Below are 25,520 nucleotides of genomic sequence, written 5' to 3'. Positions count from 1 at the left end.
CCCAGCGTCTCTCGCGCACGCGTCCCTCACCAGGGGGCACCCCGTGTCACGGCACGACGTGACCCGCCGCGCGGAACAACTCGTACCACTCGGCGCGCGTCAGCGGCACCTGGGACCCCTGCGCCGCACCCGCGACCCGCTCCGGCGTCGTCGTCCCCAGCACCACCTGCATCCGGGCCGGGTGGCGCGTGATCCACGCCGTCGCGATCGCGATGGCCGGCACGTCGTACCGCGCGGCCAGCCGGTCGATGACGGCGTTCAGCTCCGGGAACTCCGGGGACCCGAGGAACGTGCCCGTGAAGAACCCCGCCTGGAACGGCGACCACGCCTGGACCGTGATGTCGTTCAGCCGGCAGTAGTCGAGCACGCCCACCTCCCGGCTGGTCGACTGCTCCAGACCCACCATGTTGGCCGCCACACCCTGCGCCACGATCGCGGCGTGCGGCAGCGACAGCTGCAGCTGGTTGGCCACGATGGGCTGGGTCACGTGCCGGCGCAGCAGCTCGATCTGCCCCGGCGTGTGGTTGGAGACGCCGAACGCCCGCACCTTGCCCGCCGCGGACAGGTCGTCGAACGCCCGCGCGACCTCCTCCGGCTCCATCAGCGCGTCAGGCCGGTGCAGCAGCAGGATGTCGAGGTAGTCCGTGCCGAGCGCCTCGAGCGACCCCTCGACCGACTCCACGATGTGCTCGTACGAGAAGTCGAAGTACGGCCCGTCGCGCACGATGCCGCACTTCGTCTGGATGACCAGCCGCTCACGCTCGGACGGCGTGAGCCGCATCGCCTCCGCGAAGCGGCGCTCGCAGCCGTGCGGGCCGGAGCCGTAGACGTCGGCGTGGTCGACGAAGGTGATGCCCGCGTCGACGGCGGTGCTCATCAGGGTGCGGATCTCCGCGTCGGACTTCTCCTGGATCCGCATGAGGCCGAGCACGACGTTCGGCGCGACGATGTCCGTCCCGGGGAGGGTGAAGGTCTTCATCGGGTCACCTCCGCGCCCGCCGCGCTGAGCCGCGCGATCTCGTCGTCGGACAGGACGAGGTCCGTGGCCCGCACGGAGTCCGTGATCGACTCCGGCCGCGAGGCGCCCGGGATCGGAACCACGACCGGCGCGAGGGCCAGCTCCCAGGCAAGCGTCACCTGGAACGGGCTCACCTCGTGGTCCCGGGCCACGTCGAGGAAGGGCTCGAATTCCTGCCCCAGCTCGCCGGAGCGTGCCCGGGCGATCCCGCCGAGCGGGCTCCAGGGCAGGAAGGCGATACCGAGCTCGGCGCACAGCTCGAGCTCCGGGAGCGAGGAGCGGAAGCGCGGCGAGAACTGGTTCTGCACCGAGACGAGGCAGCCTCCGAGGATCTCGTTCGCCTCGCGGATCTGCTCCGGGTTCGCGTTCGAGATGCCCGCCATCTGGATGACGCCCTCGTCGAGCAGGTCCGCGATCGCGCCGACGGAGTCGGCGTACGGGACGGCGGGGTCGGGGCGGTGGAACTGGTACAGGCCGATGGCGTCGGCGCCGAGCCGCTGGGCCGAGGCCTTGGCGGCCTCCTTGAGGTAGGCGGGGTCGCCGTTCTGCGTCCAGGAGCCGTCGCCTGGGCGCAGGTGGCCGCCCTTGGTGGCTACGAGGACGTCGTCGGCCGAGGATCCGGCGGAGCGCAGCGCGGTGGCGATGAGCTCCTCGTTGTGGCCGACCTCGGCCGCGTCGCGGTGGTAGGCGTCGGCGGTGTCGATGAGGGTGACGCCGGCGTCGAGCGCGGCGTGGATGGTGTCGATCGACCGGGCGGTGTCCGGGCGGCCCTCGATGGACATCGGCATGCCGCCGAGACCGATCGCGCTCACCTGACGGCTGCCGATGCTGCGGTTCTGCATCGTGGTACATCTCCTTGGTCGTGCTGGATGGTCGAGCGGTGGAGGACCGCACGGGCCGACACTAGAGAGCGATAGCCTAGAAGTCCAACAACTTCAACTCATGACTCCCAGAAGAAGGACTTGTCAATGGAGCTGCGACAGCTCGAGTACCTCGTCGCGCTGGCCGAGGAGCGTCAGTTCACCCGGGCCGCGGACCTCACCGGAGTCTCGCAGTCGGGGCTCTCGGCCGCCATCCGCAGCCTGGAGGACGAGCTGGGCACCAAGCTCTTCGACCGGACCACGCGCAAGGTGGAGCCCACCGAGGCCGGGGCGGCGCTCCTGCCGTTCGCCCGCTCGATGCTCGGCCAGGCCGCGGCCGCGCGCGACGCCGTCGTCCACGTCTCCCACGAACTGTCCGGGCAGCTGCGGGTGGGCGCGGAGCAGTGCCTCGGCCTCGTGGACGTGCCCACGGTGCTCGAACGGTTCCACCGGCGCCACCCGCGCGTCGAGGTCGAGTTCACCCAGGCCGGCTCCGACGACCTCCTCACGGGAATCCGCGAGCGCCGGCTCGACGTCGCCTTCGTCGCCGGGACCGAGCAGTTCGGCTCGCTGTCCAGCACGCGTATCGGGCACGAGGCGCTGGTCGCGGTGCTGCCCCCGGGGCATCCGCTCGGTGTGCGTACGTCGGTGGAGCACGGCGAGCTCGCCCGGGAGAGCTTCATCGACTTCCACGCGTCGTGGGGGATGCGGCGGCTCAACGACACGGCGTTCGAGGCCCGGCGGGTGCACCGACGAGTGCGTTTCGCGGTGAACGACGTCCACACGCTGCTCGATCTGGTCAGGCGCGGGCTCGGCGTCGCCGTCGTCCCCCGGCACGTGGCGGCGAAGCCGCAGGCGGCGTCGCTCACGACGGTGCCGCTGCGAGGTGAGGTGGGGCCGGACTGGGTAGTGTCGCTGGTGACCGCGCCGTGGGCGGCGGACTCGCCGGCGCCGCACCTCGTCGAGCTGGTCCGGGATCCGCCGGCCTGCCGCGAGGCCCATGCGGAGGCGGTCGCCGTCGGGCCGTGCACGTGAGCCTCGACGTAGTCGCTTCCGGTCGCAGCCGGAGATGTGCCGAGCCGAAGCGCGGTGAGCCGCCCGTCGTACGGCCAAGGCGGTTCAGCACGCCGTACTTGGGACGCGCGTGGGCGGGGCCGTCGTCGTACTTTCCGGTGAACAGCCGTGCCTCCCACCGCCGGCGGTCACCGCCGGGGTGCGCCGTCAGGCCACCGTTGGAGGTGCCGGTCTCGAACTGCGAGCGCCAGAAGCCGTCGTGCGCGAGCCGCTCGATGAGCGTCTCCTTGCTGTCCGGGATGGCGCGGTCGGGGTGGAAGTTCGTGCCACCGGCGTCGACTTTCACAGCATGCCGCGGTCGCGGGCCGTGGCGGCGGCCTCGGTGCGGGACTGGGTGCCGAGCTTGGTGTTGATGTGCGCGAGGTGGGACTTCACGGTCGCCACGGACACGAACAGCTCGCGGGCCACCGCCTCGTTGGACCGTCCGGCCGCGACGAGTCGCAACACCTCCAGCTCCCGCGCGCTGAGGTTGAGGGCGGGGGCCCGCATGCGCCCGAGCAGTCGCCGCTGGACGTCGGCGCCGAGTGCGACCTCGCCGGCCGCGGCGGAGCGAATGGCGCGCGCGAGTTCCTCGGTGGGGGCGTCCTTGAGGAGGTAGCCGGTGGCGCCGGCCTCGACGGCGGCGAGGATGTCGGCATCGGTGCCGTAGGTGGTGATGACGAGTACGGGCGTGGCGTGGCGCCGGGCGATGGTTCCGGTGGCCTGGGCGCCGCCCATGCGCGTGTCGCCGAAGCGCAGGTCGAGGAGGATGACGTCGGGCCGGCCGCCGTCGTCGAGCCAGCGGATGAGGTCTTCGGCGGTCGGGGTCTCGTGCACGACCCGCATGTCGGGCTGACCGTCGATCACGGCGCGCAGCCCCGCACGGACCACCGGGTGGTCGTCGGCGAGGACGACGTCGATCACGAGGGATCCTCCAGGGGTCGGATCGGCAGGGTGGCCGCCAGGGCGGTGCCGCCGCCGGGGCTGGTCTCCAGCGCGAGCGTGCCACCGAGCTCCTGCACGCGCGAGCGGATGGCGGGGATGCCGAAGCCGCGGCCGGTCCTCCGGCCGGTTCCCGTCGCCGCGGGATCGAAGCCCTTGCCGTCGTCGACGACGTCGAGGGTGACGCTGTCGGCCTCATAGGTCAAGGTCACCTGGGCGCGGGCGGCGTCGGCGTGCTCGGCGACGTTCGCGAGCGCCGACTGGGCGATGCGCAGCAGCGCGGTCTCCAGTGGTACGGGCAAGGGGCGCACGGTGCCGCTGGTACGCACCATGACCGCGAGCGGCCGCGGGGTGCCGGTGGAGGCGGCGTCGTCCGGTGTGCCGGCGGTCCGTTCGGCGACCCGCCGTATCGCGGCCGGCAGGGTGGTGCGGTCCAGGTCGGCCGGCGTGAGGTCCTGGACGACGCGCCGGGCCTCGGCCAGGCTGTCCCGCGCGGCGGAGCGCGTCTGACCGACGAGCGCCCGCGCCTTGGCCTCGTCGGAACCGACGGCGCCCTCCGCCGCGCGCAGCAGCAGCTCGATCGCCGAGAGGGACTGCGCGAGCGTGTCGTGGATGTCGCGGGCGAGGCGCGCGCGCTCGTCGGTGACGGCGCGTTCCCGCTCGGCCTGCGCGAGGTGGCGGCGGGCCTGCGTCAGCTCGTCCACCGTGCGCTGCCGCGACTGCGACTCGCGGACGAACGCCTCGATGCCGAGCACCACTCCCACGGCGACGCCCGCGCCGAGCAGGGGGCCCAGGACGTACCCGGTCCACGGCCCGTCACCGGCCCGCACGAGGAGTCCCTCGACGACCGCCACCGCGGCGGTCAGCACCACGGCGAGAACCCCTCGATGCGGCCCCAGCACGTGCATGTGCAGGAGCATGAGCGGGAATGCGACCCACAGCGCCGCCGACGACAGCCACAGCAGCAGCACCCATACGATCGTGAGCGCGCAGATCCATGCGGCGTCGGGCCACCATGTGCCCCTGGGGGCGTCGACCGCACGCTCGTGCATGCGCACGACGGCGCGCCCCCACACGTAGATCGCGAGGAACGCTCCGGCGGCGGCCACCGCGGGCCGTCCGCCTCCTGGAGGGGCCTGGACGACGGCGATCACCACCAGCGTCACCAGCAGGACATCGAGCCCCACGACGAGTCCCCGGGTCGCCGGGAGGACGGGGTGGCGGCGGATCACCCGTCCACGATAGCCAGCCGTCGCGCGGGCGCATCGTCCGAACGGATGATCTGTCCGTCCGCCCTTCGGCGTCGCACGATCACTCCGGGTCCCGATGATTCCGCACTCGTCCGGGCGGAGGCTGGAGCATGCCCGACGCCGGGTCCGGCGGCTGCTCCGGGCCCCCGTTCCGTATGGAGGTATCTCGTGTTCGTCGCCCTGCGCGATCTGGCGCATGCTCGTGGCCGCTTCGCCGTGATGTCCGTGGTGATCGTGCTGATCACCTTCCTGGCGACGTTCCTGGCGTCCCTGACGGCGGGGCTGGCGCGCGACTCCACGTCCGCCCTGACGGATCTACCGGTCGATCACGTCGCGTTCTCCATGCCCGCCGACGACCACGCGCCCGGGTTCACCGCATCCCGCGTGACCTCCGACCAGTGGGAGGCGTGGACGCGTACGCCGGGCGTCGAGTCCGCTGCCCCGCTAGGCGTGGCGACCACCCGCGCCGAGTCGGACAGCACGACGGCGTCGGTCACGGCGCTCGGCGTGGCGGAGGGCACGAACCTGGTGCCGTGGGACGCGGGCGACGTCGGCCCCGGCACGGTCGTCCTCACGCCCGGCGCGGCGGACGAGTTGGGCGTGCGAACCGGCGACGCGGTCACCCTCGGCGACAGTGAGCTGACGGTCGCGGCGACGGTCGGCGCCGACGGGTCCTTCTCCCACACGCCGGTCGTCTGGACGAACCTGGACGACTGGCAGGCGATCGGGGCACGCGGCCCCGCCGACCCGGACGACGGCCCGGTGGCGACGGTCATCGCGCTGACCACGTCGGGAGCCGACGACGACGCGCTGGCCACCGCGGACGACGCCCTGGGCACAACGACGGTCACAACGTCTGACGCCCGCTCCGCGGTGCCGTCCTTCGCCGGCGAGAACACGTCGCTGACGATCATGCAGGCATTCCTGCTGGCCATCTCCGCCCTGGTGGTCGGTGCGTTCTTCACCGTCTGGACCATCGGCCGCACCGGCGACATCGCCGTGCTCAAGGCGCTCGGCGGGTCCACCGGGTACCTGCTGCGCGACGCCCTGGGGCAGGCCGCGGTGCTGCTGGCCTGTGGCGTGGCGATCGGCACCGGGATGGCCGTCGCCGGGGCCTCGCTGCTGCCGCCCGCCATCCCGGTCGACATCACCACCGCCACGATCCTGACGCCGGCCGCGAGCCTCGTCGTGCTCGGCCTGGCCGGCGCCGGGGTGGCCGTGGCCCGGATCGCCCGCGTCGACCCGCACGCCGCGCTCGCCGCCCGCTGAGGATCCCCGAAGGAGACACCGATGGACCTGCATCTGGAGAGCATCACTCTCATCTACCCCGACGGCGACACCACGCTCACCGCCGTTGACGGCGTCGACCTCACCGTGCCGGCCGGCACGACCACCGCCCTGCTGGGTCCGTCCGGGGCGGGGAAGTCCAGCCTGCTGGCCGTGGCCGCCGGACTCACCCGCCCCAGCCATGGCACGGTGGCGATCGGCGGCGGGATCGTCTTCACCCCCACCACGACGGTGGCGGAGACGACCCGCGTGCGGCTCGAGCGCATCGGCATGGTCTTCCAGTCTCCGCAGCTGCTCGGCTCGCTCACCGCGCTCGAGCAGCTCGAGCTGCACGCCCATCTGCGCGGGCGCCGGCCGACGAGCGTGCGCGAGCGCGCCCTGGAACTGCTGGACGCCGTCGGTGTCGCGGACCTGCGCGACCGGCGGCCGGCACAGTTGTCCGGCGGGCAGCGGCAGCGGGTTGCGATCGCGCGGGCGCTGGTCGGGCGCCCGCAGGTGCTGCTCGTGGACGAGCCGACGTCAGCGCTCGACCACGAACGCGGCACCCGAGTGGTCGAGCTCATCACGGGCCTGGCCCGCGAGACCGGCGCGGCGACCCTGCTGGTCTCGCACGACGCGGCCACGCTGGCGACGGTCGACGCCACGGTCCGCATGCTCGACGCGCGGATCGAGCAGGACGCGTGGATCGGCACACGCTGAGACGGCGGCCGTCTCGGCTCAGCCCGGTGCCGCGGCGACGCTCCGGACCGCGTCCAGCATCTCGTCGACGGAGCCCGCGCTCCTCAGTCAGCTGCCGCGATCCCGCTGGGCGGGCTGGTCGCGGGCGTCGTGGCCGAGACCGCCGGGACCGCCGGGACCGCCGGGACGCGGACGGTCCTCCTCGCCTCCGCGTTCGTCCTGCTCCTGGCACCGGTGATCGTCTGGTTCAGCCCGATCCGGCGGCTGCGGAACCGGGAGGGCTTCTCCCGGACGGGCCGGTAACGGCGCTCGGGCTACCCCTGCCTACCGGGCGTCTCCTGGGTGTCCGGCGTGTGCCGCCGCCGCGCGATCCAGATCGCGGCCACGACCAGGAGCACCCCCGCTCCGAGCAGCGCGACCAGGGCGGCGAGGGTGCCGCCGAACCACGTCGAGAAGGACCACGGCAGGGCGATGAGCAGCCCCGCGGCGCCGATCCCCAGAAGCACCAGATCCGTCATCACGACTGCCATCACGGCGATCGCCGCGGCCGTGGCCAGCGTCACCACGAGCCCGGCGTCGTCGGTCGCGAACGAGAGCAGCAGCGCCCCGAAGATCGCCAAGGACGCCCCGAGCCCGAGCGCGAACCTGCGCGGACGGAGCACGCCGAAGTATGCGAGCACGAACCACACCAGGCCCAGGGCCCAGACGCCGATCCCGGTCGGATAGCCGTAGTCGCTGACCTGGTCGATCGTCGCCTCCACCGCGGTGGCCAGGGCCACCAGAGCCACGAGGTGCTGCAGGGCCGTCGGCCGGAGCCACCAGAGCGCCACGGCGACGACGGCGGTGGCGGCGCTGGTGATCAGGAAGCTCGTGCCGTCGTGGGTCTCGTGGTCGTTGATCTCGAAGAAGACCTCCGACGTGAGCAGCCCCATGAACCCGGCGAACGCGCCCGTGGCTCCCGCCCAGAGCACGGCCCGCAGGCGGATCCCCTGGTCGCCCGCCTGCCGGGGTACGGCGATACCGGCGACGAGCAACACCACGAAGGCCCCGCCGAGCACGGCCACGCGGCCGGCCACGCCGAAGTCCTCCCAGAACTGGGTGGCCAGCAGTATGGCCGCCACCAGGATGATCACGCCGCCGACGTAACCGAGCGCCTCGACGAGCAGCGATCGGCGGGCCGCGGGCGTCGCGTCCGCCCGGGCCGCCCGGGCACGCTCGTGAGCGGCGACGCGGTCGGCCTGCTCCTGCGTGATGATGCCCGCGTCGACCCATTCGGCGAGGCGGGTTGCCGGGACGGGGTCGGCGGCAGGAGGGTGACCCGCGGACGTGCGGGCTGAGTTTCTCATGCGCGTGATCATGGCAGACGCTTCCCGCCGCGACCACGAAAGTCCCGCTCGCGGTCACACGGCCGGCGTCAGAAGGCCCTGTGTCGCGGAGCGGGCGCGGTCGAGCCGGGCGGCGACGTCCTGCCAGTTCGCGATGTTCCAGAACGCCTTGACGTAGTCCGCCTTCACGTTGAGGTAGTCCAGGTAGAACGCGTGCTCCCACATGTCCAGCATCAGGAGCGGCACGGTGCCGGCCGGCAGGTTCGCCTGCTGGTCGAACAGCTGGAACACCGAGAGGCGCTCCCCCACCACGTCCCAGGCAAGCACGGACCAGCCCGAGCCCTGGATGCCCGTCGCCACCGCCGCGAACTGCGCCTGGAACGCCGCGAACGACCCGAAGAACTCCGTGATCGCGGCCGCCAGCTCGCCGTCGGGCGCGCCGCCGCCGTCCGGGGACAGGTTGTTCCAGAAGATCGTGTGGTTGACGTGGCCGCCGAGGTGGAACGCCAGGTTCTTCTCGTGCAGGTTGACGGCCGCGAGGTCACCGGTCGCGCGGGACTCGGCCAGCGCGTCCAGCGCGGCGTTGGCCCCCGCCACGTAGGCGGCGTGGTGCTTGTCGTGGTGCAGTTCCATGATGCGGCCGCTGATGTGCGGCTCCAGGGCGGAGTAGTCGTAGGGCAGGTCCGGCAGGGTGTAGGCAGGCATCGCTGATCCTCTCGTCCGTTGTGTCGTCGTGGACGTTCGCCACGCTAGGACCTCAACCAGCATTCAGGTCAACGGTGACGCTCGCCACTGGACGCGGCGTCCGGCCCGCTGCCACAACCCCCCTCCGTCGTCTAAGGTAAGGCTCGCCTCACCCCCATCGACCGCCCGGAGTCGCCATGACCCTCATCTCGCGCTACTCGACCCGCCTGCTGCTCAGCACCGCCGCCATCGGCGCGGCGGGCGGCCTGCTCGTCGTCGGGCTGAACTACGCCCTCGTCGGCCTGCCGCCCAGCAGCCTGACCTACGCGATCTACGCAGCAACCACCCCCGCCTGGGCGCTCGGCTCGTTCGTCGCGATGGCCCTGTTCCGCCGGCCAGGAATCGCCCTGCTCACGTCCGTGTTCTCCGGCGTGATCAACCTCGCCTCCCCGTTCGGGGTGGCGCAGCTCGTGAACTTCCTGGTCATCGGGCTGCTGCTGGAGCTGCCGTTCGCCGTCGCCCTGTACCGGCGCTGGAGCGACAGGTTCTTCTGGATCGCCTTCCCGGTGGGGGCGCTGCTGCTCAGCGTGGGCTACCTCGCCCCCACGCTCGCGGCCGGCGCCATCGACCCCTCCGAGATCACGGGATGGCTCTCGACGCTCCTGGTCGTGGCGACCGTCGCCCTCGCGCTCGGACTCACCGCCCTCTCCCTGCGCACGGCCACGAGCCTGCGCAGGGCGGGGATCGTCGGCGGGACGGGCGGGGTCAGAGGATCGACCAGCGCCGCGGGATCCACCGGCGCACCCGCCGACGCCGTCGGACACGCAACCGCGCCCGCACGCGGCGACGCGACCGCCACCGAGTAACACATGCCGACGCCCCTGCTCCTGGCCGACCACGTCACGATCCGGTACGACGGCGCCGCCGTCGCCACACCCGGCGACGCCACCCTCGCCGTCGAGCCCGGCGAGGTCGTGCTGCTGCTCGGGCCGAGCGGCTGCGGCAAGTCCACGCTCGCGCTCGCGGCCAACGGGCTGGTCCCGCAGTCCGTGCCCGCCACGGTGAGCGGAAGCCTTCTCGTCGGGGGTGGAACCGATCCCGGCACCACGCCGACGCCCCAGGTCGCCGCCCGGGTCGGCATGGTGTTCCAGGACCCGGACGTCGGACTGATCGCCGGCACCGTCCTGGACGAGGTGTGCTTCGGCCCGGAGAACCAACGGCTGCCCGTCGACGAGGTGCTCGCCCGCGGGGAGGACGCGCTACGCCGCACCGGCCTCTGGGAGCGCCGCCACGACAACCCGGACACCCTGTCCGGCGGGGGCCGCCAGCGACTGGCGATCGCCTGCGCCCTCGCGCTCGGCGCCCCGCTGCTGGTCCTCGACGAGCCGACGGCGAACCTCGATCCGGTCGGTACCGAAGAGGTGTACGCGACGCTGCGCGACCTGGTGTCCGACGGCGATCACGGCGTGCTGCTCGTCGAGCACGACCTCGACGCCTGCGCGGGCCTCGTCGACCGGGTCGTCGTGCTCGACCGGAACGGGCGCACCGCGCTGACCGGCACCGCGCGCGAGATCCTGGCCGGGCGGGCCGGTGAGCTCATGGACCTCGGCGTCTGGCTGCCCGTCGCGACGCTCGCCGCCTGGCACCTGCGTGCGGCCGGGGTGCCGTTCGACGGGTTGCCGCTCACACCGGCCGAACTGACGGCAGCAATGGACGCGGCGCTCGACGCGGTCCCGGCGCTGCCGCCGCCCGCACCGAGAGCAGTGCCGTCGCAACCGGCGACGGCGACCCGACCAGCCGGATCATCCCCCGCGCGGCTGCCCGGACCGCTGCCGCTGCCGAACCCCGGGCTTCCGGCCGGCCCGGCTCAGCCGTCGGGCATGGCTTCATCGTCGCCGGCCCCGGGCCGTGCGTCCGGTCCCTCGCGGGCCGACGACGTCGTCGTCGACGTCGCGCACCTGACGGTCATGCGGCATGCGCCCACCCGGACCGGCGGCCCGCGCCGCACGACCGTGCTCGACGACGTGTCGCTGACGGTGCGCCGGGGAGATTTCGTCGCCGTCGTCGGCACGAACGGCGCCGGGAAGACCACGCTGCTGCGTGCCATCGCGGGCGTCACTCCCCCACCCCGGCGCACGGTGACGGTCGCCGGGCTCGACCCCGCTCGCGCGAACGTGCGGGAACTCGCCCGGCGGGTCGGGTTCGTGTTCCAGAACCCCGAGCACCAGTTCGTGCGGTACACCGTGGCCGAGGAACTCGCCCACGCGCTGGAGGTGCAGCGTGTGCCCGCTGCCCGGATCGCCGAGCGTGTCGAGGAGATGCTCACCCGGTTCGGGCTCGGGGAGCACCGCGACCGGCACCCGTTCCTGCTCTCCGGCGGGCAGAAGCGCCGGCTGTCGGTAGGGACCGCGCTCATCGCGGGCGCGGAGGTGCTCGTCCTGGACGAGCCGACGTTCGGGCAGGACCGCGAGCGCGCCGCGGAGCTCCTGGAGATCCTCGCGGGCCTCAACGCGAGCGGCACCACGGTGCTCGTCGTCACCCACGACCTGCAGCTCGTCGCCGACCACGCGAGCCACGTGGCGGTGCTGCGCGACGGCCGGCTGGTCGCCCACGACCGTACCGAACACGTCTTGGCGGGCGACGCCCTGCTCGATGCCGGGCTGCGCCTGCCGCCACTGGCCGAGGCCACCCGGGGGCTGGCCCGGCACCCGGAGTGGCGTTCCGTCACCCGCGTCGCCGACCTCACGGCGGTGCGTGCGTGACCCGGTTGCTCCACCGGCTCAACCCGCTCGCCGTCGTGGCAGCGGTCGCTCCGGCGGTCGTCGTGCTCGTCGCCGTGCGCGACCTCTCCACTCCGCTCGTGCTCCTCGTGCTCGCGACCGCGCTCCTGCTCCTCGGGGCGCGCGTACCGGCGCGGCGCGCCCCGCTGGCCTTCGGGCTGCCGGTCGCGTTCACGCTGGTGGCGGCCGTGTCGTTCGGGCTGTGGGCCGATCCCGACGCCATCCCGGGCACGCCGACTCTGATCGAGGCCGGGTCCTACCGGTTCACCCTCGGGTCGTGGCTCGCCGGGCTCGGGATCTCCCTGCGGCTCGGCGCGCTCCTCGCCGTCGTCCTCGTGCCGGGGTTCGCCACGACGGGACCGGACCTGGTGCGCGCCGTCGTGCAGAACCTGCGCGTGCCGTACCGCATCGGGTACACGGCGTTCGCGGCGTTCCGGTTCGTGCCCCGGTTCGGGCACGAGCTCGCGGTCATCCGCGCCGCGCACCGGGTGCGCGGGGTCGCCGGCGGGCGCGGCCCGCTGGCCGGGCTACGGCGCTGGGCCGGCTACCTCGTTCCGCTGCTGGCGGGCGCGATCCGGCACGCCGAGCGGGTCGCGCTGGCCATGGACGCCCGCGCGTTCGGCGCGCACGCCACGCGGACCGAGCGGTACCTCGTGCCGTTCCGGGGGCGCGACGGCGTGTTCGTCGGCGTGTGCTGGGCCGTCACGGCGGCGGTGGTGGTGTTCGCGCAGCCTGTGCTGGGGTTGCCGCTGCCGGTCGCGGCGGGCTGAGGGGTGTCGCGTCCCCGACGAGCTCGCGGCGCCGCAGCAAGGCGGCACGCAGCGCGGCGACCACCGGTCGCTCGTCGTCCTCGCGAGTGACCAGGTGGAGCCGGCGCCGCAGAGGCGCCTCCAGCGCGACGAAGGCCACCCCACGCTGATCGGCGGCCACCCGGGCGAGGCGCGGTACCAGCGCGACCGCCAGCCCGCTGGCGACCAGATCGAGCTGCCCCGTGTAGGAACTGATCTCGTACCGGATGTCGGGGTCCAGACCGGCATGCCGGAGGACGTCGACGACGGTGGTGTACGGCCCGCTGCCCGCCGGGCAGACGACCCACGGATGATCGGCGGCCTCGACGATGCTGCGCGGCCGCGGCGCGAGACCCGCCGGAACCGCCAGGTCGACCGGCTCGTCGAGCAACAGCTCGGCGCGCAGCGAGGACAGTTGCGGGAAGCTGTTGCTCGCCCAGCTCTCGACGATCGCGACGTCCAGCCGGCGCCCGGCCAGCATCTCGACGAACTCGGGTGCCTCACCGTCCACGATCACGGGCTCGACGCGCGGGTGGTCCGCGACCAGGCTCGCGACGGCTGGACCGATGACGGTCCGGATCGCCGACATCACGCCGCCGATCCGCAGCCGCCCGCCGATCTCCTCCGACATCTGCCCCAGTTCGTCGTCGGCCTGCCGCACGACCTGGCGTACTGCCCGCGCATGCCGGGCGAGGACGACGCCCGCGGCCGTGAGCCGGATTCCTCGGCCCGACGGTTCGACCAGCGCGGTGCCGAGCTCCCGCTCGAGCTTGCGCAGTTGCTGGCTCACCGCCGGGCCGCTGACGTACAGCGCCTCGGCAGCGGCGCGGACCGAACCGTGCTCCGCCACGGCGTCGAAGACCCGCAGCCGGTCCCACTGCTGCATGGCGCGCCTCCGTTCGGCCAGGACAAAGCCCTGTTCGGCTAAAACAAAGCCTTGCTTATCGATTTTCCGAAGTATTCCTCTATTGAGTTTATCAGTAGGGGTTGGAACGATCGTCGAGTGACGCATGCGACCCGCGCCGCCGAGACCCGGGCGGAGCCCAGGCCTGCCGAGGCGAACCAGATGTCCGTGACGCTGGTGCTCGTGCTCGGCTGCGCGCTTGTCGGCGCGTCATCGACTTTCATCAAGCTCTCCGGTGCCACCGCCGACACCGCGGCTTTCCTGCGGTGCACGCTGGCCCTGCCCGTGCTCGTTCCGCTCGCGGTACCGGAGTGGCGGCGGTACGGCAGACCACCGGCGCGCATGATCGGCCTCGGCGCCCTCGCCGGCATCCTCCTCGGCCTGGACTACCTCATGTGGACGCAGAGCATCCTCGACGCCGGTGCGGCGGTAGCGACCGTACTGATCGGCATACAGGTGGTGGCGTTCCCGGTCCTGGCCCGGATCTTCGGCGGCGAGCGCCTGCAGCGGCGGTTCCTGGTGGCGTTGCCGGTGATGATCGTCGGCCTCGCTCTCACCGGAGGCTTGCTCGACGCGGACCCGGGCGCGCCGCATCCGGTGCGCGGGACGGTCCTGGGGATCACCGCGGGTGTCTGCTACGCAGGATTCCTGTACGTCATCCGACCCGCCAGCAACGTCGACCGCCGGATGGTCGTCACGCCTATCAGCGCCGCCACGACGGCGGCCGCCGTCGTCATCGGGTCGGTCGGAGCGCTCTCAGGTGGCATCGATCTCGCGCTCACCCCGCACGCCTGGTGGTGGCTGACGGCCGTAGCGCTCGGTGGCCAGGTGCTGGCGTTCCTCCTCATCGGGTACAGCTCCGTCCGGCTGCCCGCAGGACGGGCTGCCGCCATCATGCTCCTGCAGCCCGTCGCGGCGGTCGTGCTCGGCACGCTTGTCCTGCATGAACAGCCCGCAGCTGCGCAGTACACCGGAATGCTCCTGACCGTGGCCGCGATCGCCGTCGCGACCGTGGTGGTCAGGCGCGGGCGAGCGAGCGCAGGATCGGTGACGGGTCCTGGCCGGCGGGCAGGTCGCTGACCTGGCCGTCGCCGACCTCGATGACGCGCCAGGCGCCGTCGGATCGCTCGGCCAGGTCCGTCGTGACGAACGGTGTGCCGAGTGCGCGGACCCGTTCGCCGACGTCGTCGAGTGCGCCGGCCGGAACCTCGGGCGCGGATTCCGGCGTGTCGGGGTGTGAGGTGACCAGCGCAGGCTCACCGCCGACCCACCAGACACGCGCCTCGCGGGTGCGCCCGGCGTCGTCGGCCCGGAACGACTCGAAGGCGCGGGCGACGATCCCGCCGACCAGGTCCTGGTCCTGCAGCTCGACCAGACGGGCTACCACGCGAGTCGCCGCCCCGATATCGGCGAGGTCGGGCACGAAGCACGCCTCGTGCCACTCGTGCTTGCGCGACTTCACGTAGTCCTTCACCACGCCGGGCCCGCCGCCGAGCGGCGCGGTCAGACCGGCGACGTCGTCGTACGACGGCGTGCGGCCGGCCTCCCACGGCAGCCAGGCACTCGCCGGGGTCAGGCCGGTGAACACGTCGTACCAGCCGGGCAGCTCGTGGGCGCGCCGGTAGGCGCCGGGATCGGTGGCCAGGTGGATGCCCCGCGACGCCAGCATGGCCGCGAAGCGTGCGTAGGCCGGGGCGGGGAGCATCCATCCCCGGTACCAAGCCGTCACGGCGTCGTCCCCGGCGTCGGGCCCAGGTGCCGGAACCCGGCGGAGCGCGCCGGGATCGCCCGCCAGCAGCACGTCATGATCCACCACCGCCGCGCCCCAGCCCGCCTCACGGGCGGCCTCGGCCTCACGGGCGTAGTGCAGATCGGGCAACCGAGGCGCGAGCGGGTCGGCCGGGACGAGCAGGAGCGAGGTCACGGACGTCAACGTAGCGCCCCGGTGGCCCCGTGGAATCGGCGCGGAGCGCGCCCTGTCCGGTGATCGTCACGTCCGGGATCAAGCCGCCGCGAGTCTGCCTTCCTCCTTGAGGCCGGGGCTGCTGCACGGATAGGTGACACCTGACTTGTGGCGCTGTATGGCGCTGTATGGCGCTGCTGAGAGGATGTCTCCCGTGCCCCGACGACGACGAGATTTCTCGGTTGGCCCAGCTCGGTCGCCGGTTCCTTCAGGCCTGTGCTGCCTGGAGCGTGTGGCGGACCTTGGCGGCGCGGCCGTTTCGTCGCTTCAGCCGAGCTTCACGAACCTGAGCATCTCGAAGGCCCCAGGCGCCTTGCACATCAGGCAGCGCGAAGAGTGGTGATTTGTTCGGCAAGCTCGCGCGCTTCTCCGTTGCGCGGGTGGAGATTGGCGCCCTGCTGGACCCAGGCCAGGCGGTCCATCAGCCGAGACGAACGCACGGATTCGAGTCTGGGGAGGACGTCCGAGGCGATGCGTACTCCCTCTGTGACATTGCCGGCTCGAAGGTTGTTTGCGGCCACGGCGATAAGATCTGAAGCGCGAGAACGTGCGTCCGAGTCGTCGCGCATCTTGAACGAACGCGACGCGTGATGAGCCCCGAGTTCGGCGAAGGACGCGTCGTGCGCGGACAGCGCCGTGTAGGCCATGCCAGATACACCTTCGATCTCGGCGGCCGTCATGAAGTTGAGCCATGTCGGCGTAGCCTGGTTGGTGTCGCGGGCCAGCTCGTCAGATGCACGGCTGAGCAGGCTCTTGGTCTGCTCAGCGTTGCCTATATCAGCATGCGCCCACGCCGTGCCGAGGCACAACAGAGAGACTGCTCGGGGGGAGTTGGCGTCTTGCGCCGCCAGTTGCCCGAGCTGGAATACCTTGTGCGCGCTCTCAGGTTCCTTCTGATGAAGGTAGACGCGACCCATCTGCCAGAGAACCTTCGCGGCGAGCGCGTGTTCCTTGCTCTCCTTGGCGAGAACGAGTGCGTTGGCGAAGTGTCGGTTGGCCTGCTTGTGTGCTCCGGTGTCGAAGGACACCCAGCCTGCCAGGGAATGCAGGTCCGCGAGAGCGCACCGCAAGCGGTCACGAACATCGTCGGACGTCGAGGAATCCAGCATTCGTGTCGCCCACTGAAGATGGCCCCCTACGGCCGACCTGACCGACTCCCCGCCGAATTGATCGTCTTGTGCACGGAAGAACTCGACGGTGCTCTCCAAATTCCTGACGTCGGCGTCTCCGATTCGACCAGGCGCTGGCGCGGCCTGGGGAACGATCCGGATTCGGTCGAGCTCAGCACCGGTCAGGCCGACCATCGCAGCCTTGGCAACCAGGCCGATGAAGCCTCTGCGTTCCACGTCGGAATCTCCTTCCACTTCACTCCCGCTCGGCGGGCCTACGGCCATCGGCGGGCCTATGGCCAAATGGGTACGGCGGTCCTGCGGCCCCTGGACAGGAGAGGCGCGGACAAGAGCAGCAGACCCGCCCGCCGCGAGAAGTGCGCCGCCGTTCAGGACATGTCGTTCAGGCGTTGAGTAGGAATCCAGGTCGGCCTCGTCCAGCAGGTCGCCCACGGTACAGCCGTGACCGAAGGTGTGAGCCAGCGCCCCGAGGATCGTCAGCGATGGCTTCGCGCCGCCATAGGGCCAGGATTCCCACTCGCTCACCCGGCTCTCCGAGATCGGGAAGCCCGGGTTGGCGGCGCGCAACTGCTGCACGAGCTTCCATTGGGGCCAGCCCATCGCGTACCGCCAGGCCGTGCGCGGCCGGACGCGGAACGTGCCGGCGATCTCCGAGGCTACGTGCCGCATCGTGAGCCCTTGCGAAAGCAGGTGCTCACGGAGCTGTTCTCTTCGTGCCTTGGCGCTGGTGGCCATGCCCGCCCCTTCGACGGCCCGTTGACGTGCGGCTTCGTGGCAATTGTAGGGAGCGCCCGTTCGCCAGTCATCACCGGAGCGAAAACTTCCAGCTCCCTGGAAGAAAACCACCCGACGGCGACGGGATCTTCCAGGACCACCTGCCCACACAGTGGTCGGACTCGAAGGTGGTAGTTCCTGCCGCCCGAAGCATCCGAACTCAACCGCTGGAGCGCGACATGACGAGCATCCCGCAGGAGTCCTCATTTCATAAGCCAGCCGCGTATCGCCGCCCGGTGGGGGTCGTTTTCCTCGGTCTCGACGGCACCCTCGTGCGCGAAGGCGACGACGTCGTGCCGGAGCCGACGCGTCGCGCGGTGGCAGCGACGATCGCGAGGGGTATCAAGGTGGTGCCCTGCACGCGCCGATCCGCGTTGAGTGTCTTGCCGATCGCCGAACTCCTGGGACTCGGCAAGGGCAGCCTCTTCATCGCGTCCAACGGCGCGGTCACCGCCGAGCTGACCGGGAACCGGCGTCGCCCGTTCGAGATTCTGCGCCAGCGGATGTTCGACCCGTGGGCGGCGTTTACCGTGTCCATGGCCGTGGCACCGCAGGTTGCCATGGCGGTCGAACAGGTGGGAGTCGGATGGCGCGTCAACAAGCCCTTCCCTCCGGGCCGACTGCGCGGGCTTGAGCACATCGTCGACGAGCGCGTCCTGTGGTCCGAACACACCACGCGCGCCGTCGTCCACGCTCCCGGCATCGCCGAGTACGCGCCGCAGATCGAGGGAGCCGGGTACACCGCGACACCGGCCGCCGCCGATTGGCTCAGCATCGCCCAGCGAGGACTCTCCACGGCAACCGAAGCCGACGCGCTACGCCACCGGTGGGGCATCCATCCCGATGACACCGCCGCGATCGGCGACGGCGCGAGCGACATCCGCCTCCTGCACCAGGTCCAGCATGCCTTTGCGATGGGCAGTGCGCCGCAGCAGGTCAAGGATGCCGCCGACTACATCACCGGCTCGACCGACCACCACGGCGCCGCCTCCGCCCTGGACACCCTGACGCTGTCCACCCGCGAGTCCGAGCAGGTGCCGGCCGAGACCGGGACAGGGACACGATGAACATCCTCGGGGGCGAGGAAGACTTCGCCGCCAAGCACACCCATGACCCCGTCCGCCGACCGAAACAGTGGCAGGTCGGCGACCGGGTGCGGATCGTGGACGGGCCTCGCATGCTGCTCGGCGCGACGGGGACCGTCGTCGAGGTTGAGGCCCTCCAAGCCTGGCAGGTCAGGGTCGACATCGATCGGGCCGGGTTCAGCACGGCGCTCCTGGCCGCGCACGAACTGGAACCCGCAGACAAGGCAGCGCCATGACATGGGTCCTGATCGGGTACATCGTCCTGCTCGCCATCCTGCTGGGCGTGCTCCGCGCCTCACGAGTGCGGCGATAGGCGCCCCCGTCCCAACCTTCCTAATCTCCCATTCTTGCGGCCAGACGTGCGCCCCCGGGAAAACCCTGCACCTCCTTGCACAGCGTCCGGCCGCGAGCCCGTCCACCCCCGGGCGGGCAACCCAGGCGGGCCGGGACCGATGCCCCCTTCGGTCCCGACCCGCACCCCGGGCACCACCGACGACGATGACCGAAGACCTGGAGGTGACGAGCGACATGTCCCACAATGCCGTCGCGGTCGGCTACGCCCGCAACGCCTCACAACTCGCCGTCGTGCAGACCCACGCCCGCGACCACGGCTACCTCCTGGCCCACGTCGTCGACGACCGGCGCGATGCCGCCACGATCAGCCAGCTCACCAAGCAGGCGATGGACCAGGGCGCCGAGGTCGTCATCCTTCCAGGCGACGCGATCTTGTCGGCCGCCCGCAAGCGGCTGGAGAAGGAGCTGACGAGCGTCGGCGCGAGGTGCGTCGTGCTCGGTGCCCCGAGCGCCCCCGCCCGGGCCGCGTTCGAACGCGTCCTGCCACGCCGCGACTTCGACGCGGCTCGCGGCAAGCACTCCAAGCGCCCCCGCAGATGACCCATGTCCCGCAATACCTCGCACGACCGACCACGCGGAGGAACGCATGCGCACCAAGGGATCGGACCGGGCGAGTCGTCTGGTCGTCGACCGCCTGCCTCACCGACTCGAAGGGCTCGTCGGTGAGCTCGGAGTGAAGACCGTAATAGTGATCGTCGGCGTCGAAACTGCTGCCGAACTCGGCCTGCCCGCACCCGTGGGTGCCCCCACGCCGTCGCGGGAAGCAGGTCGACACTCTGCGCTGGCCCAGCGGCGACTCGACGTGGGGCTGGCTCAACAGGATCTGGCTCATCAGATCGGCGTCCAGCCCTCAACTGTCAGCAGGTGGGAGCGAGGCATCACAAAGCCGGTGCAGTGGGCGCGGGACCACCTGTGCCGCATCCTTGGCCTGACGCACGCCGAACTCAACACGCTCCTCGACGAAGCCGGTTCCGCGCCAGTGCGAGTACTCCATGCGGTGGAGTTGGGCGACGACCCCGACGCACAGGACGAAGTTTCTGCTTCACAGATCTCATAGCTCTCCTGCCCGATCGGGCATCTGGAAGGCACTTGGATGGCATCTACTGTGGTTCACGGGTTCTCGGGCGTGTCGCGTGGCCTGTGGTCGTAGCCTCGATGGGTGGACAAGACAAAGAACGTTGAGTCACTGATCGAGGAGATGCTGCGGCACATGGAGGATGCGGGCGGTGGCCCGCTGGCCGAGGACGTCGCCGAGGCGATGCGGGCGGTGCCGCGGCACGTGTTCGTGCCGCAGGTTCCCCTGGAGCAGGCGTACTCGTCCAGCCCAGTCGTCACGCACCGCGACGCGGACGGCGTCCCGATCAGCTCGGCGTCGGCCCCGGGCACGGTGGCCGGGATGCTGGAGCAGGCCGAGGTCAAGCCGGGTCATCGGGTGCTGGAGATCGGCTCGGGCACCGGCTACAACGCCGCGCTGCTGAACCATCTGGTGGGTCCGGAAGGTGCGGTCACCACGATCGAGTACGACCCGCAGGTCGCCGACGCCGCCCGCGCCGCACTGGCCTCCTACGGCGCCGAACGCGTGCGGGTGGTGACCGGGGACGGCACCCTCGGCGCGCCAGAGGATGGACCGTTCGACCGCATCCTGGTCACCGCCGGCGCCTGGGACGTGACGCCGGCCTGGCGCGAACAGCTCGCACCCGGCGGCCGGCTCGTGCTGCCGCTACGGCTGAACGGCCTGACGCGCGTGACCGCGTTCGAGCACGATGGTGACGGGCTGCGGAGCGTGTCGGCGGATGAGGACGGGTTCATCCCGATGAAGGGCATCGGCGCCGTCGTCGAGCAGACCGTCCGCCTCGGTCCCGGGCCCGATGTGACCCTGAACGTTGACGACAATCAGCCCGTGAACGCCGAAGCTCTCGCGGACGCTCTGGGCAACGCGCCGGAGACAGTCTGGACCGGTATCGAGGCTCCGTGGGCGTGGACCGAGAACCTGGATCTCTGGCTGGCGAAGTTGCCGGGCTTCTGCCGGATGTTCGTGAACGCCGACGCGGTCAGCGCCGGGCGGGTTCCGCGGCCGAAGGAGGCGTGGGGTGGTTCCTGGGGGATCTTCTCGGAGAACTCGCTCGCGTACCTGACCTCGCGGCGGGTCGGCGGCGTTGATGAGATGCCGATGCTCCAGATCGGCGCGTGCGGGTTCGGCCCCGAAGGAGCGCAGCTCGCCCAGCAGCTCGCCGATCGGGTCACGACCTGGCGGCAGGACACCGAAGGGCGGATTGAGGTGATCATCCACGCGCGCCCTACGAATGGTGCGCTCACGAACGATGAGGAGGAGGCGTTGGTCGTGGTCGAGAAGACCGACCATGTCTTCGTCGTCACCATCAGGCCGCGCACCGTGGACGCTGCGGCGTAGGGCCGGTTCCGGTCAGGACACGAGCAGGAGCGCGTCCCATCGTGTCCTGACCGCAGCGGCCGGCAGATCGGCGTGCTCGGCGAGCGCGAGGGCGACGCCCGCGGCCCCGGTCAGGAACCCAGGATCGTCGCGGGGCTGCCCGTGGTCCTGGTCGACGAACGCGAACGGCGCGGATGGGTCGTACTCGCGCTCGACGGCCTGCGATGCCAGAGCGGCAACGGTGTCGTCCTCGCCGTCGGCGCATCGCAGTATCCCGGCGTGTCCGTGGCAGAGCGTCGGACCTTCGGCATCCCAGATATCCGGATGGTGGGACATCCTGGTGAAGGCATCTCTCGCGGCCTGGATCATGGCGGTGTCGTCGAGTGCGAGTCCGGCCAGGTGCAGGGCACGGCCGATGCCAGGGATTCCGTAGCACCAGGCTGTGTTCCGGCCACCGCGAGGTGGCATGCAGCCCGCAGCAAGCTCGTCGCCCGTGATCTCGGGTGGCCATCCCGGGCCGCTGCGCCAGTGGGTCAGCCATTCGACCGCGTTCCGGATCGCGGTCTCCTGGCGCGGGACGCAGTATCCGGCCCTGAGCGCAGAGGCGAGCAACGCCAGGGGGCCGGCGACGCCGTGTGCCATACCTGTCGTTGCGGCTCCGGAGTCCGCCGTGCGTTCGGCGACGATGGGCGAGTGCTGGTCGCGTGCGGTCCACCAACCGGGGCGATGCCCATCGTTCTCGGCGAGCATGCCAGTGAGAGTCCGGAGCGCAGCTTCGAGACCTAGTTCCGCGTCGGTGTAGCCACAGGTGGCCGCGGCGAGCAGGACCCGTCCGGTCCCGGCCAGGCCATCGATCACGTCGTACACATGCCAGGGCGCGCCCCGGCCTCCGGACTGGCGAAAAGCGTCGTGCTCGCCGGAGAGACGCACTGCGTAGGCGGAGTTCCAGCGCACCGCCCGTACCACGGCCGTCCGGTTCGTATCAGGGTCGGGGAGGTAGGGCGAGCCGATGATCAGGGAAGCGGACAGTCCGCCCCGGACGTGATACACGCCGCCAGATGACGGCGAGCGGGTCGCGAGTTCGGCCGCTCGCGCCCAGTGCACGGCGGCAGCCCGCTCGAACGTCGGGTCGACGGCGGACAAGCGTGCATGCAGCAAGGCGGTGCCGGGCAGACCGTCAGCCAGTGTCGCACCACCTCCGGCCGGCACTGCGTCCAGCACGATCGCCGGGTCCAGCAGGCGCTCCGCGACGGTGATCGCCATCGTGCCGGGCGTCATCGAGCCTCCTTGGCGAGGATCTGGACCGCGAGGGCGCGTGCGAGTCGTTCATCGTCACGGCTGGCGCCCATCCGGTTGGCGTGCATGTGGATCAGCGACGACGCGCAGTCAGCGCGACGTGAAGCGGGCACAGCGGTCCGGTAGACCGTCAGGGCGCCGCCACGTCGCGCCCATGCGTCTGATGCCGCGCCGTCCAGTAGCTCGGAAGGCCGCTGTGGTGTGCTGGTTCGTAGGGCGTTGACCCGCCGTCGTGCCGGCTTGTCCAAGCGCGGACCGCTCAGCGCGGCAGGGTCCCCGTCGGCCACGGTCTGAGCAATCTCTACGGCAGACAGCGCGATCAGCATCAGTCGCCCGTCCTGGCCTGGCCGAGTCGCCAGGACGGCCGGAACGAGGGTGCTGTCTGCGTGAAAGACGTGTTCGACCCACATGATCGCGTCCGGCCCGCCGTAGCGGTCGATCTCGGGTTCGTATGGCTCGACGACAACGGGACCGACCGCGCCCTGGGCCATGAGGATCGCGCACCGTTGCGAGATTGCGGGGAGAACTCGGCCGTTCAGTGCGTCTGGCTCTCCGTGGAACCGGATGCGCAGGTGCGGGCCGTGGGCGTTGTTGGCGTAGCGGAGCCAGAACCAGCCCGCGATGTCGTCGCGCACCTGTTCGGCCATGTCGCTCAGGTGCGTCAGGAGGTCATCGTGGTGCGCGGGCGGGGCTGGCAGCGTCAGCGAGAGCCACTCGCTGCCCGGTAGGTGGACTACAGGGTTGGTGACCGGTCTCGGCCGTCCATGTGGCTCGAGCTTCGGCTGCTGTCCCCGCAGGGGGATGACCAGCTCCAGCGCGTGGCCGCCATCAGCACCGGCCACGACGCCTTGGACAGCCGCGGGACCGCCCGGTGGCTCGGTGACGGTGTCGGTTCCCCGCCTGACGTATCGGCGCAACAGGTCGCGGTCCCGCTCGTCGTCGAGGTCCAGGGGCAGACGACGGTCGCTGTCCTCGGCGAGGACGACGCTCGGCGGGCGGGGCGTGGTCGTGGTTCGCCAGCGTCCCAGTTCTGCGGCGAATGCGGCGGCGTCGTCGGATGCGGTGACCAGTGAGTGCGGGAGTCGCCACTGTGCCGGCGACAGGATTGTGCGGCGCCAGCGCACGCGCGGCAGGAATGGCGCATCGTCCAGCGGTCCCCAGGTCCAGGGGTGCCACGGCCGGGTTCCGGACTGCGCGAGGTCTGCCAGCAGCCGCGCGACCGGCGGGATGTGCGACGGCCCGATCCGGGAGAACAGGGTCGGCACCACCTCCTGATCCCGGCTGCGCGACCACAGAACGAGGCGGTATCCGTCCGAGGCAAGCTCCAGGTCATCCAGCGTCAGGTCACCCGGCCGAGGAGCGACGCCGACGCAGATGCGCGGCGAGGCGAACCCGGACGGCGGCGCGACGGTCGCGAGATAGGACGCTCTCGGGCGGACCACGACCTCCGCAGTCACTGCCTGGCCCGAAGGGGCTTGGAGACTTCCCTCAAACCCGCCAAGCAGCGAGGCGAACCTCCCGACGCTCGATCCCGCATCCTGCGTGCAACCGAGATATGCGGCGAGCTGATACCGACCGTGTTCCGCGTCCTGACGTGACGCGGCAATGACCTGGGCGTAGATCTCACCTGTCCGCGAGGGCGGAACGCCGTCGGCTCGAACGCGTAGCCCGGCAACCGCGTCGTCGTCCAGCGTCACCTGCACGTCGCCATCAGCCGAAGCGATGAGCCCGGCCAGGACCCGCGCACGCCTCCGCGACACCGCCTCGCTCGCGCCGCTCTCCTCAGCTCTGCTCTTGTTGCTCACGTCCTCGTCGGGATCGCCGAGCCCGACGACCGGGCCGACGACATGTTCCAACGGCACGCGCCGGTCAGTGCCGTACCGGTCGACGAAGCGAGCGTGGTACGAATCCAGCGCCGTGCCGGTCGGTGTGATGCTCCACAAGAGCCCGGCCACCTCAGCGGCCTCGGACAGGAGCGAGGCCGGGACCTGGAGGTCGGCGTCGGCCACCACGTCGACCGTGATCGGGGTCTCGTGCCGGGTGATCGCATCGCACAGGTCACGAGCCGTCGACAACGCCTCGATCCGCTCCGCAGCACCAGGCGGATGCCGGTCCGCCGCACGCAGGTGCTTGCTGATCATGGTCAGCGGTTCGACGAGGTCCTCTCCGTCCGGGAGCTTCGACAGGACGTGGCCGAGCGGGTCGTCAGCAATGTGGTCTGGTAGCAGGTCGGTCAGGAGCAGGCCCGTGCGGACCATCTCCACGACCGTGGAGCGCACCATCTGCTCCGGTGCCTGCGCCCACGCGTCGATGACCGCCGCGACGATCTGGTCGAGCATGGCGTCACGGCGGCAGGTCTCCAGGATGAGAGACACTGCCGCCGTCGCCCGCATCGTCACGCGCGACGGCTTGTCCGCGCCGGTCGTCCGCTCGTTCACGAACCGGTCGCCACGCCGGGACACGAGACTGTTCGCGCTGAAGCGCAAGCCGGCCAGAACGGTCGGGTCCCCGATCAACCGGTCGGCCACGTCATCGAGCCAGGCCCCGGACGGCGCGCTGCGCGCTCGATGGGCCGGACCGAGACGCAACCGGGCAGAGCCGTCCGAAGGACGCGCGACCTGAACACCAGCGAACGCCCCACGAGGTGTCGCGCGCGTACGAGCCCGCAGCTCGTACGCGCGCAACGTCCCCGCCAGACGGGCATCGACCTCTACGTCGCCAGCCGCGACCCGACCGACCGAGCGGGACGCGAACCGCACCGCCTCAGCCAGCGGCCCAGTCAACGCGCCAGCAAGATCCCGAGACTCGGACTCGACCGGCAGCAACGGAATGCGCGCCACCACCGGGAACTCAGACATCCGCTCGAACACGCGATCCCGACCCATCGATGCCATCCCCCTACTTGCAGTCCTTGCGACCCTTACAGGTCTTCGAACAGCCGCGGCTCGGACATTCCCTGC

24 protein-coding genes and 1 pseudogene are annotated in these 25,520 nt (G+C 71.3%); 13 read left to right on the top strand and 12 right to left on the bottom strand.

Going from position 1 to position 25,520, the window contains the following annotated elements; translation table 11 throughout:
* Positions 1 to 46: 46 nt before the first annotated feature.
* Together ACYVK5_RS19490 and ACYVK5_RS19485 are read right to left on the bottom strand one after the other, a co-directional pair.
* Positions 47 to 979, bottom strand: a complete 933-nt coding sequence (locus tag ACYVK5_RS19490; protein WP_460707630.1) for an aldo/keto reductase — start codon at positions 977 to 979, stop codon at positions 47 to 49.
* A complete protein-coding gene (locus ACYVK5_RS19485) occupies positions 976 to 1,860 on the bottom strand; it encodes an aldo/keto reductase (protein WP_460707629.1) in 885 nt (294 codons plus the stop codon). Before ACYVK5_RS19485 ends, ACYVK5_RS19490 begins: the two co-directional genes overlap by 4 nt.
* A 126-nt stretch (positions 1,861 to 1,986) precedes the next feature.
* On the opposite strand from ACYVK5_RS19485, the gene ACYVK5_RS19480 reads away from it, so the two are divergent.
* Entirely contained in the window at positions 1,987 to 2,913 is a 927-nt protein-coding gene (locus ACYVK5_RS19480) for a LysR family transcriptional regulator (protein WP_460707627.1), read from the top strand.
* Positions 2,914 to 2,923: 10 nt separating this feature from the next.
* Here the strand turns inward: ACYVK5_RS19480 and ACYVK5_RS19475 are convergent.
* The 3 genes and pseudogenes from ACYVK5_RS19475 to ACYVK5_RS19465 all read right to left on the bottom strand — a co-directional run.
* A pseudogene (locus ACYVK5_RS19475) lies at positions 2,924 to 3,238 on the bottom strand (DUF3626 domain-containing protein); the annotation flags it as partial.
* On the bottom strand, positions 3,235 to 3,855 hold the full coding sequence (locus ACYVK5_RS19470; RefSeq protein WP_460707625.1) for a response regulator: 621 nt from the start codon (positions 3,853 to 3,855) through the stop codon (positions 3,235 to 3,237). The gene ACYVK5_RS19470 and the pseudogene ACYVK5_RS19475, both read right to left, overlap by 4 nt.
* Complete coding sequence (locus tag ACYVK5_RS19465) at positions 3,852 to 5,105, bottom strand: sensor histidine kinase (protein ID WP_460707624.1); 1,254 nt, start codon at positions 5,103 to 5,105, stop codon at positions 3,852 to 3,854. The genes ACYVK5_RS19470 and ACYVK5_RS19465 overlap by 4 nt, the downstream gene beginning before the upstream one ends.
* A gap of 186 nt (positions 5,106 to 5,291) precedes the next feature.
* On the opposite strand from ACYVK5_RS19465, the gene ACYVK5_RS19460 reads away from it, so the two are divergent.
* From ACYVK5_RS19460 to ACYVK5_RS19450, 3 genes are all read left to right on the top strand, one after another.
* Positions 5,292 to 6,392, top strand: a complete 1,101-nt coding sequence (locus tag ACYVK5_RS19460; protein ID WP_460707623.1) for an ABC transporter permease — start codon at positions 5,292 to 5,294, stop codon at positions 6,390 to 6,392.
* Positions 6,393 to 6,413: 21 nt separating this feature from the next.
* Entirely contained in the window at positions 6,414 to 7,109 is a 696-nt protein-coding gene (locus ACYVK5_RS19455) for an ABC transporter ATP-binding protein (protein WP_460707622.1), read from the top strand.
* 129 nt (positions 7,110 to 7,238) lie between these two features.
* Positions 7,239 to 7,391, top strand: a complete 153-nt coding sequence (locus ACYVK5_RS19450) for a hypothetical protein (RefSeq protein ID WP_460707621.1) — start codon at positions 7,239 to 7,241, stop codon at positions 7,389 to 7,391.
* An 11-nt stretch (positions 7,392 to 7,402) separates the two neighbouring features.
* Here ACYVK5_RS19450 and ACYVK5_RS19445 read toward each other — a convergent pair whose 3' ends face one another.
* Both ACYVK5_RS19445 and ACYVK5_RS19440 read right to left on the bottom strand, forming a co-directional pair.
* Positions 7,403 to 8,434, bottom strand: coding sequence for a DUF2157 domain-containing protein (locus ACYVK5_RS19445; protein WP_460707620.1), 1,032 nt, complete (start codon positions 8,432 to 8,434; stop codon positions 7,403 to 7,405).
* A 54-nt stretch (positions 8,435 to 8,488) separates the two neighbouring features.
* Positions 8,489 to 9,118 carry a superoxide dismutase gene (locus tag ACYVK5_RS19440; protein WP_460707619.1) on the bottom strand — a complete coding sequence of 210 codons (630 nt, stop codon included), beginning with the start codon at positions 9,116 to 9,118 and terminating at the stop codon, positions 8,489 to 8,491.
* 176 nt (positions 9,119 to 9,294) lie between these two features.
* Here ACYVK5_RS19440 and ACYVK5_RS19435 point away from each other — a divergent pair, with 176 nt between their 5' ends.
* From ACYVK5_RS19435 to ACYVK5_RS19425, 3 genes are read left to right on the top strand one after another with little or no spacing between them, the layout of a single operon-like run.
* Positions 9,295 to 9,963, top strand: coding sequence for an ECF transporter S component (locus ACYVK5_RS19435; RefSeq protein ID WP_460707618.1), 669 nt, complete (start codon positions 9,295 to 9,297; stop codon positions 9,961 to 9,963).
* A 3-nt stretch (positions 9,964 to 9,966) separates the two neighbouring features.
* The gene (locus ACYVK5_RS19430) at positions 9,967 to 11,859 is read left to right on the top strand and encodes an ABC transporter ATP-binding protein (protein ID WP_460707617.1); all 1,893 of its coding nucleotides are present in this window, start codon (positions 9,967 to 9,969) and stop codon (positions 11,857 to 11,859) included.
* Positions 11,856 to 12,647 carry an energy-coupling factor transporter transmembrane component T gene (locus ACYVK5_RS19425; protein WP_460707616.1) on the top strand — a complete coding sequence of 264 codons (792 nt, stop codon included), beginning with the start codon at positions 11,856 to 11,858 and terminating at the stop codon, positions 12,645 to 12,647. Before ACYVK5_RS19430 ends, ACYVK5_RS19425 begins: the two co-directional genes overlap by 4 nt.
* On the opposite strand, the gene ACYVK5_RS19420 is transcribed toward ACYVK5_RS19425, so the two are convergent.
* Positions 12,580 to 13,551 (bottom strand): LysR family transcriptional regulator, encoded by a 972-nt coding sequence (locus ACYVK5_RS19420; RefSeq protein ID WP_460707615.1) that lies wholly within the window; start codon positions 13,549 to 13,551, stop codon positions 12,580 to 12,582. The genes ACYVK5_RS19425 and ACYVK5_RS19420 overlap by 68 nt on opposite strands.
* Before the next feature lie 117 nt (positions 13,552 to 13,668).
* Here ACYVK5_RS19420 and ACYVK5_RS19415 point away from each other — a divergent pair, with 117 nt between their 5' ends.
* Complete coding sequence (locus ACYVK5_RS19415; protein ID WP_460707614.1) at positions 13,669 to 14,649, top strand: DMT family transporter; 981 nt, start codon at positions 13,669 to 13,671, stop codon at positions 14,647 to 14,649.
* Here the strand turns inward: ACYVK5_RS19415 and ACYVK5_RS19410 are convergent.
* Both ACYVK5_RS19410 and ACYVK5_RS19405 read right to left on the bottom strand, forming a co-directional pair.
* On the bottom strand, positions 14,588 to 15,493 hold the full coding sequence (locus tag ACYVK5_RS19410) for an ATP-grasp domain-containing protein (protein ID WP_460707613.1): 906 nt from the start codon (positions 15,491 to 15,493) through the stop codon (positions 14,588 to 14,590). The genes ACYVK5_RS19415 and ACYVK5_RS19410 overlap by 62 nt on opposite strands.
* A 359-nt stretch (positions 15,494 to 15,852) precedes the next feature.
* Positions 15,853 to 17,397 (bottom strand): hypothetical protein, encoded by a 1,545-nt coding sequence (locus tag ACYVK5_RS19405; protein WP_460707612.1) that lies wholly within the window; start codon positions 17,395 to 17,397, stop codon positions 15,853 to 15,855.
* 275 nt (positions 17,398 to 17,672) lie between these two features.
* Here ACYVK5_RS19405 and ACYVK5_RS19400 point away from each other — a divergent pair, with 275 nt between their 5' ends.
* The 5 genes from ACYVK5_RS19400 to fxlM all read left to right on the top strand — a co-directional run bounded on the left by ACYVK5_RS19400 (position 17,673) and on the right by fxlM (position 21,285).
* On the top strand, positions 17,673 to 18,503 hold the full coding sequence (locus ACYVK5_RS19400; RefSeq protein ID WP_460707611.1) for an HAD family hydrolase: 831 nt from the start codon (positions 17,673 to 17,675) through the stop codon (positions 18,501 to 18,503).
* The gene (locus ACYVK5_RS19395; protein WP_460707610.1) at positions 18,500 to 18,757 is read left to right on the top strand and encodes a KOW domain-containing RNA-binding protein; all 258 of its coding nucleotides are present in this window, start codon (positions 18,500 to 18,502) and stop codon (positions 18,755 to 18,757) included. The genes ACYVK5_RS19400 and ACYVK5_RS19395 overlap by 4 nt, the downstream gene beginning before the upstream one ends.
* A 262-nt stretch (positions 18,758 to 19,019) precedes the next feature.
* Complete coding sequence (locus ACYVK5_RS19390) at positions 19,020 to 19,415, top strand: hypothetical protein (RefSeq protein WP_460707609.1); 396 nt, start codon at positions 19,020 to 19,022, stop codon at positions 19,413 to 19,415.
* A gap of 46 nt (positions 19,416 to 19,461) precedes the next feature.
* Positions 19,462 to 19,932: a helix-turn-helix transcriptional regulator gene (locus ACYVK5_RS19385; protein WP_460707608.1), complete on the top strand. Its 471-nt coding sequence runs from the start codon at positions 19,462 to 19,464 to the stop codon at positions 19,930 to 19,932.
* Positions 19,933 to 20,034: 102 nt separating this feature from the next.
* Positions 20,035 to 21,285: a methyltransferase, FxLD system gene (gene fxlM, locus ACYVK5_RS19380; protein WP_460707607.1), complete on the top strand. Its 1,251-nt coding sequence runs from the start codon at positions 20,035 to 20,037 to the stop codon at positions 21,283 to 21,285.
* Positions 21,286 to 21,297: 12 nt separating this feature from the next.
* Here fxlM and ACYVK5_RS19375 read toward each other — a convergent pair whose 3' ends face one another.
* Positions 21,298 to 22,542 carry a lanthionine synthetase LanC family protein gene (locus ACYVK5_RS19375; protein ID WP_460707606.1) on the bottom strand — a complete coding sequence of 415 codons (1,245 nt, stop codon included), beginning with the start codon at positions 22,540 to 22,542 and terminating at the stop codon, positions 21,298 to 21,300.
* A complete protein-coding gene (locus ACYVK5_RS19370; protein WP_460707644.1) occupies positions 22,539 to 25,418 on the bottom strand; it encodes a lantibiotic dehydratase in 2,880 nt (959 codons plus the stop codon). Before ACYVK5_RS19370 ends, ACYVK5_RS19375 begins: the two co-directional genes overlap by 4 nt.
* Positions 25,419 to 25,520 lie beyond the last annotated feature (102 nt).

The organism is Myceligenerans halotolerans (assembly GCF_054782975.1).
The sequence above is the reverse complement of the archived record's forward strand: the minus strand, read 5'-3'. Positions and strand labels throughout refer to the sequence as shown.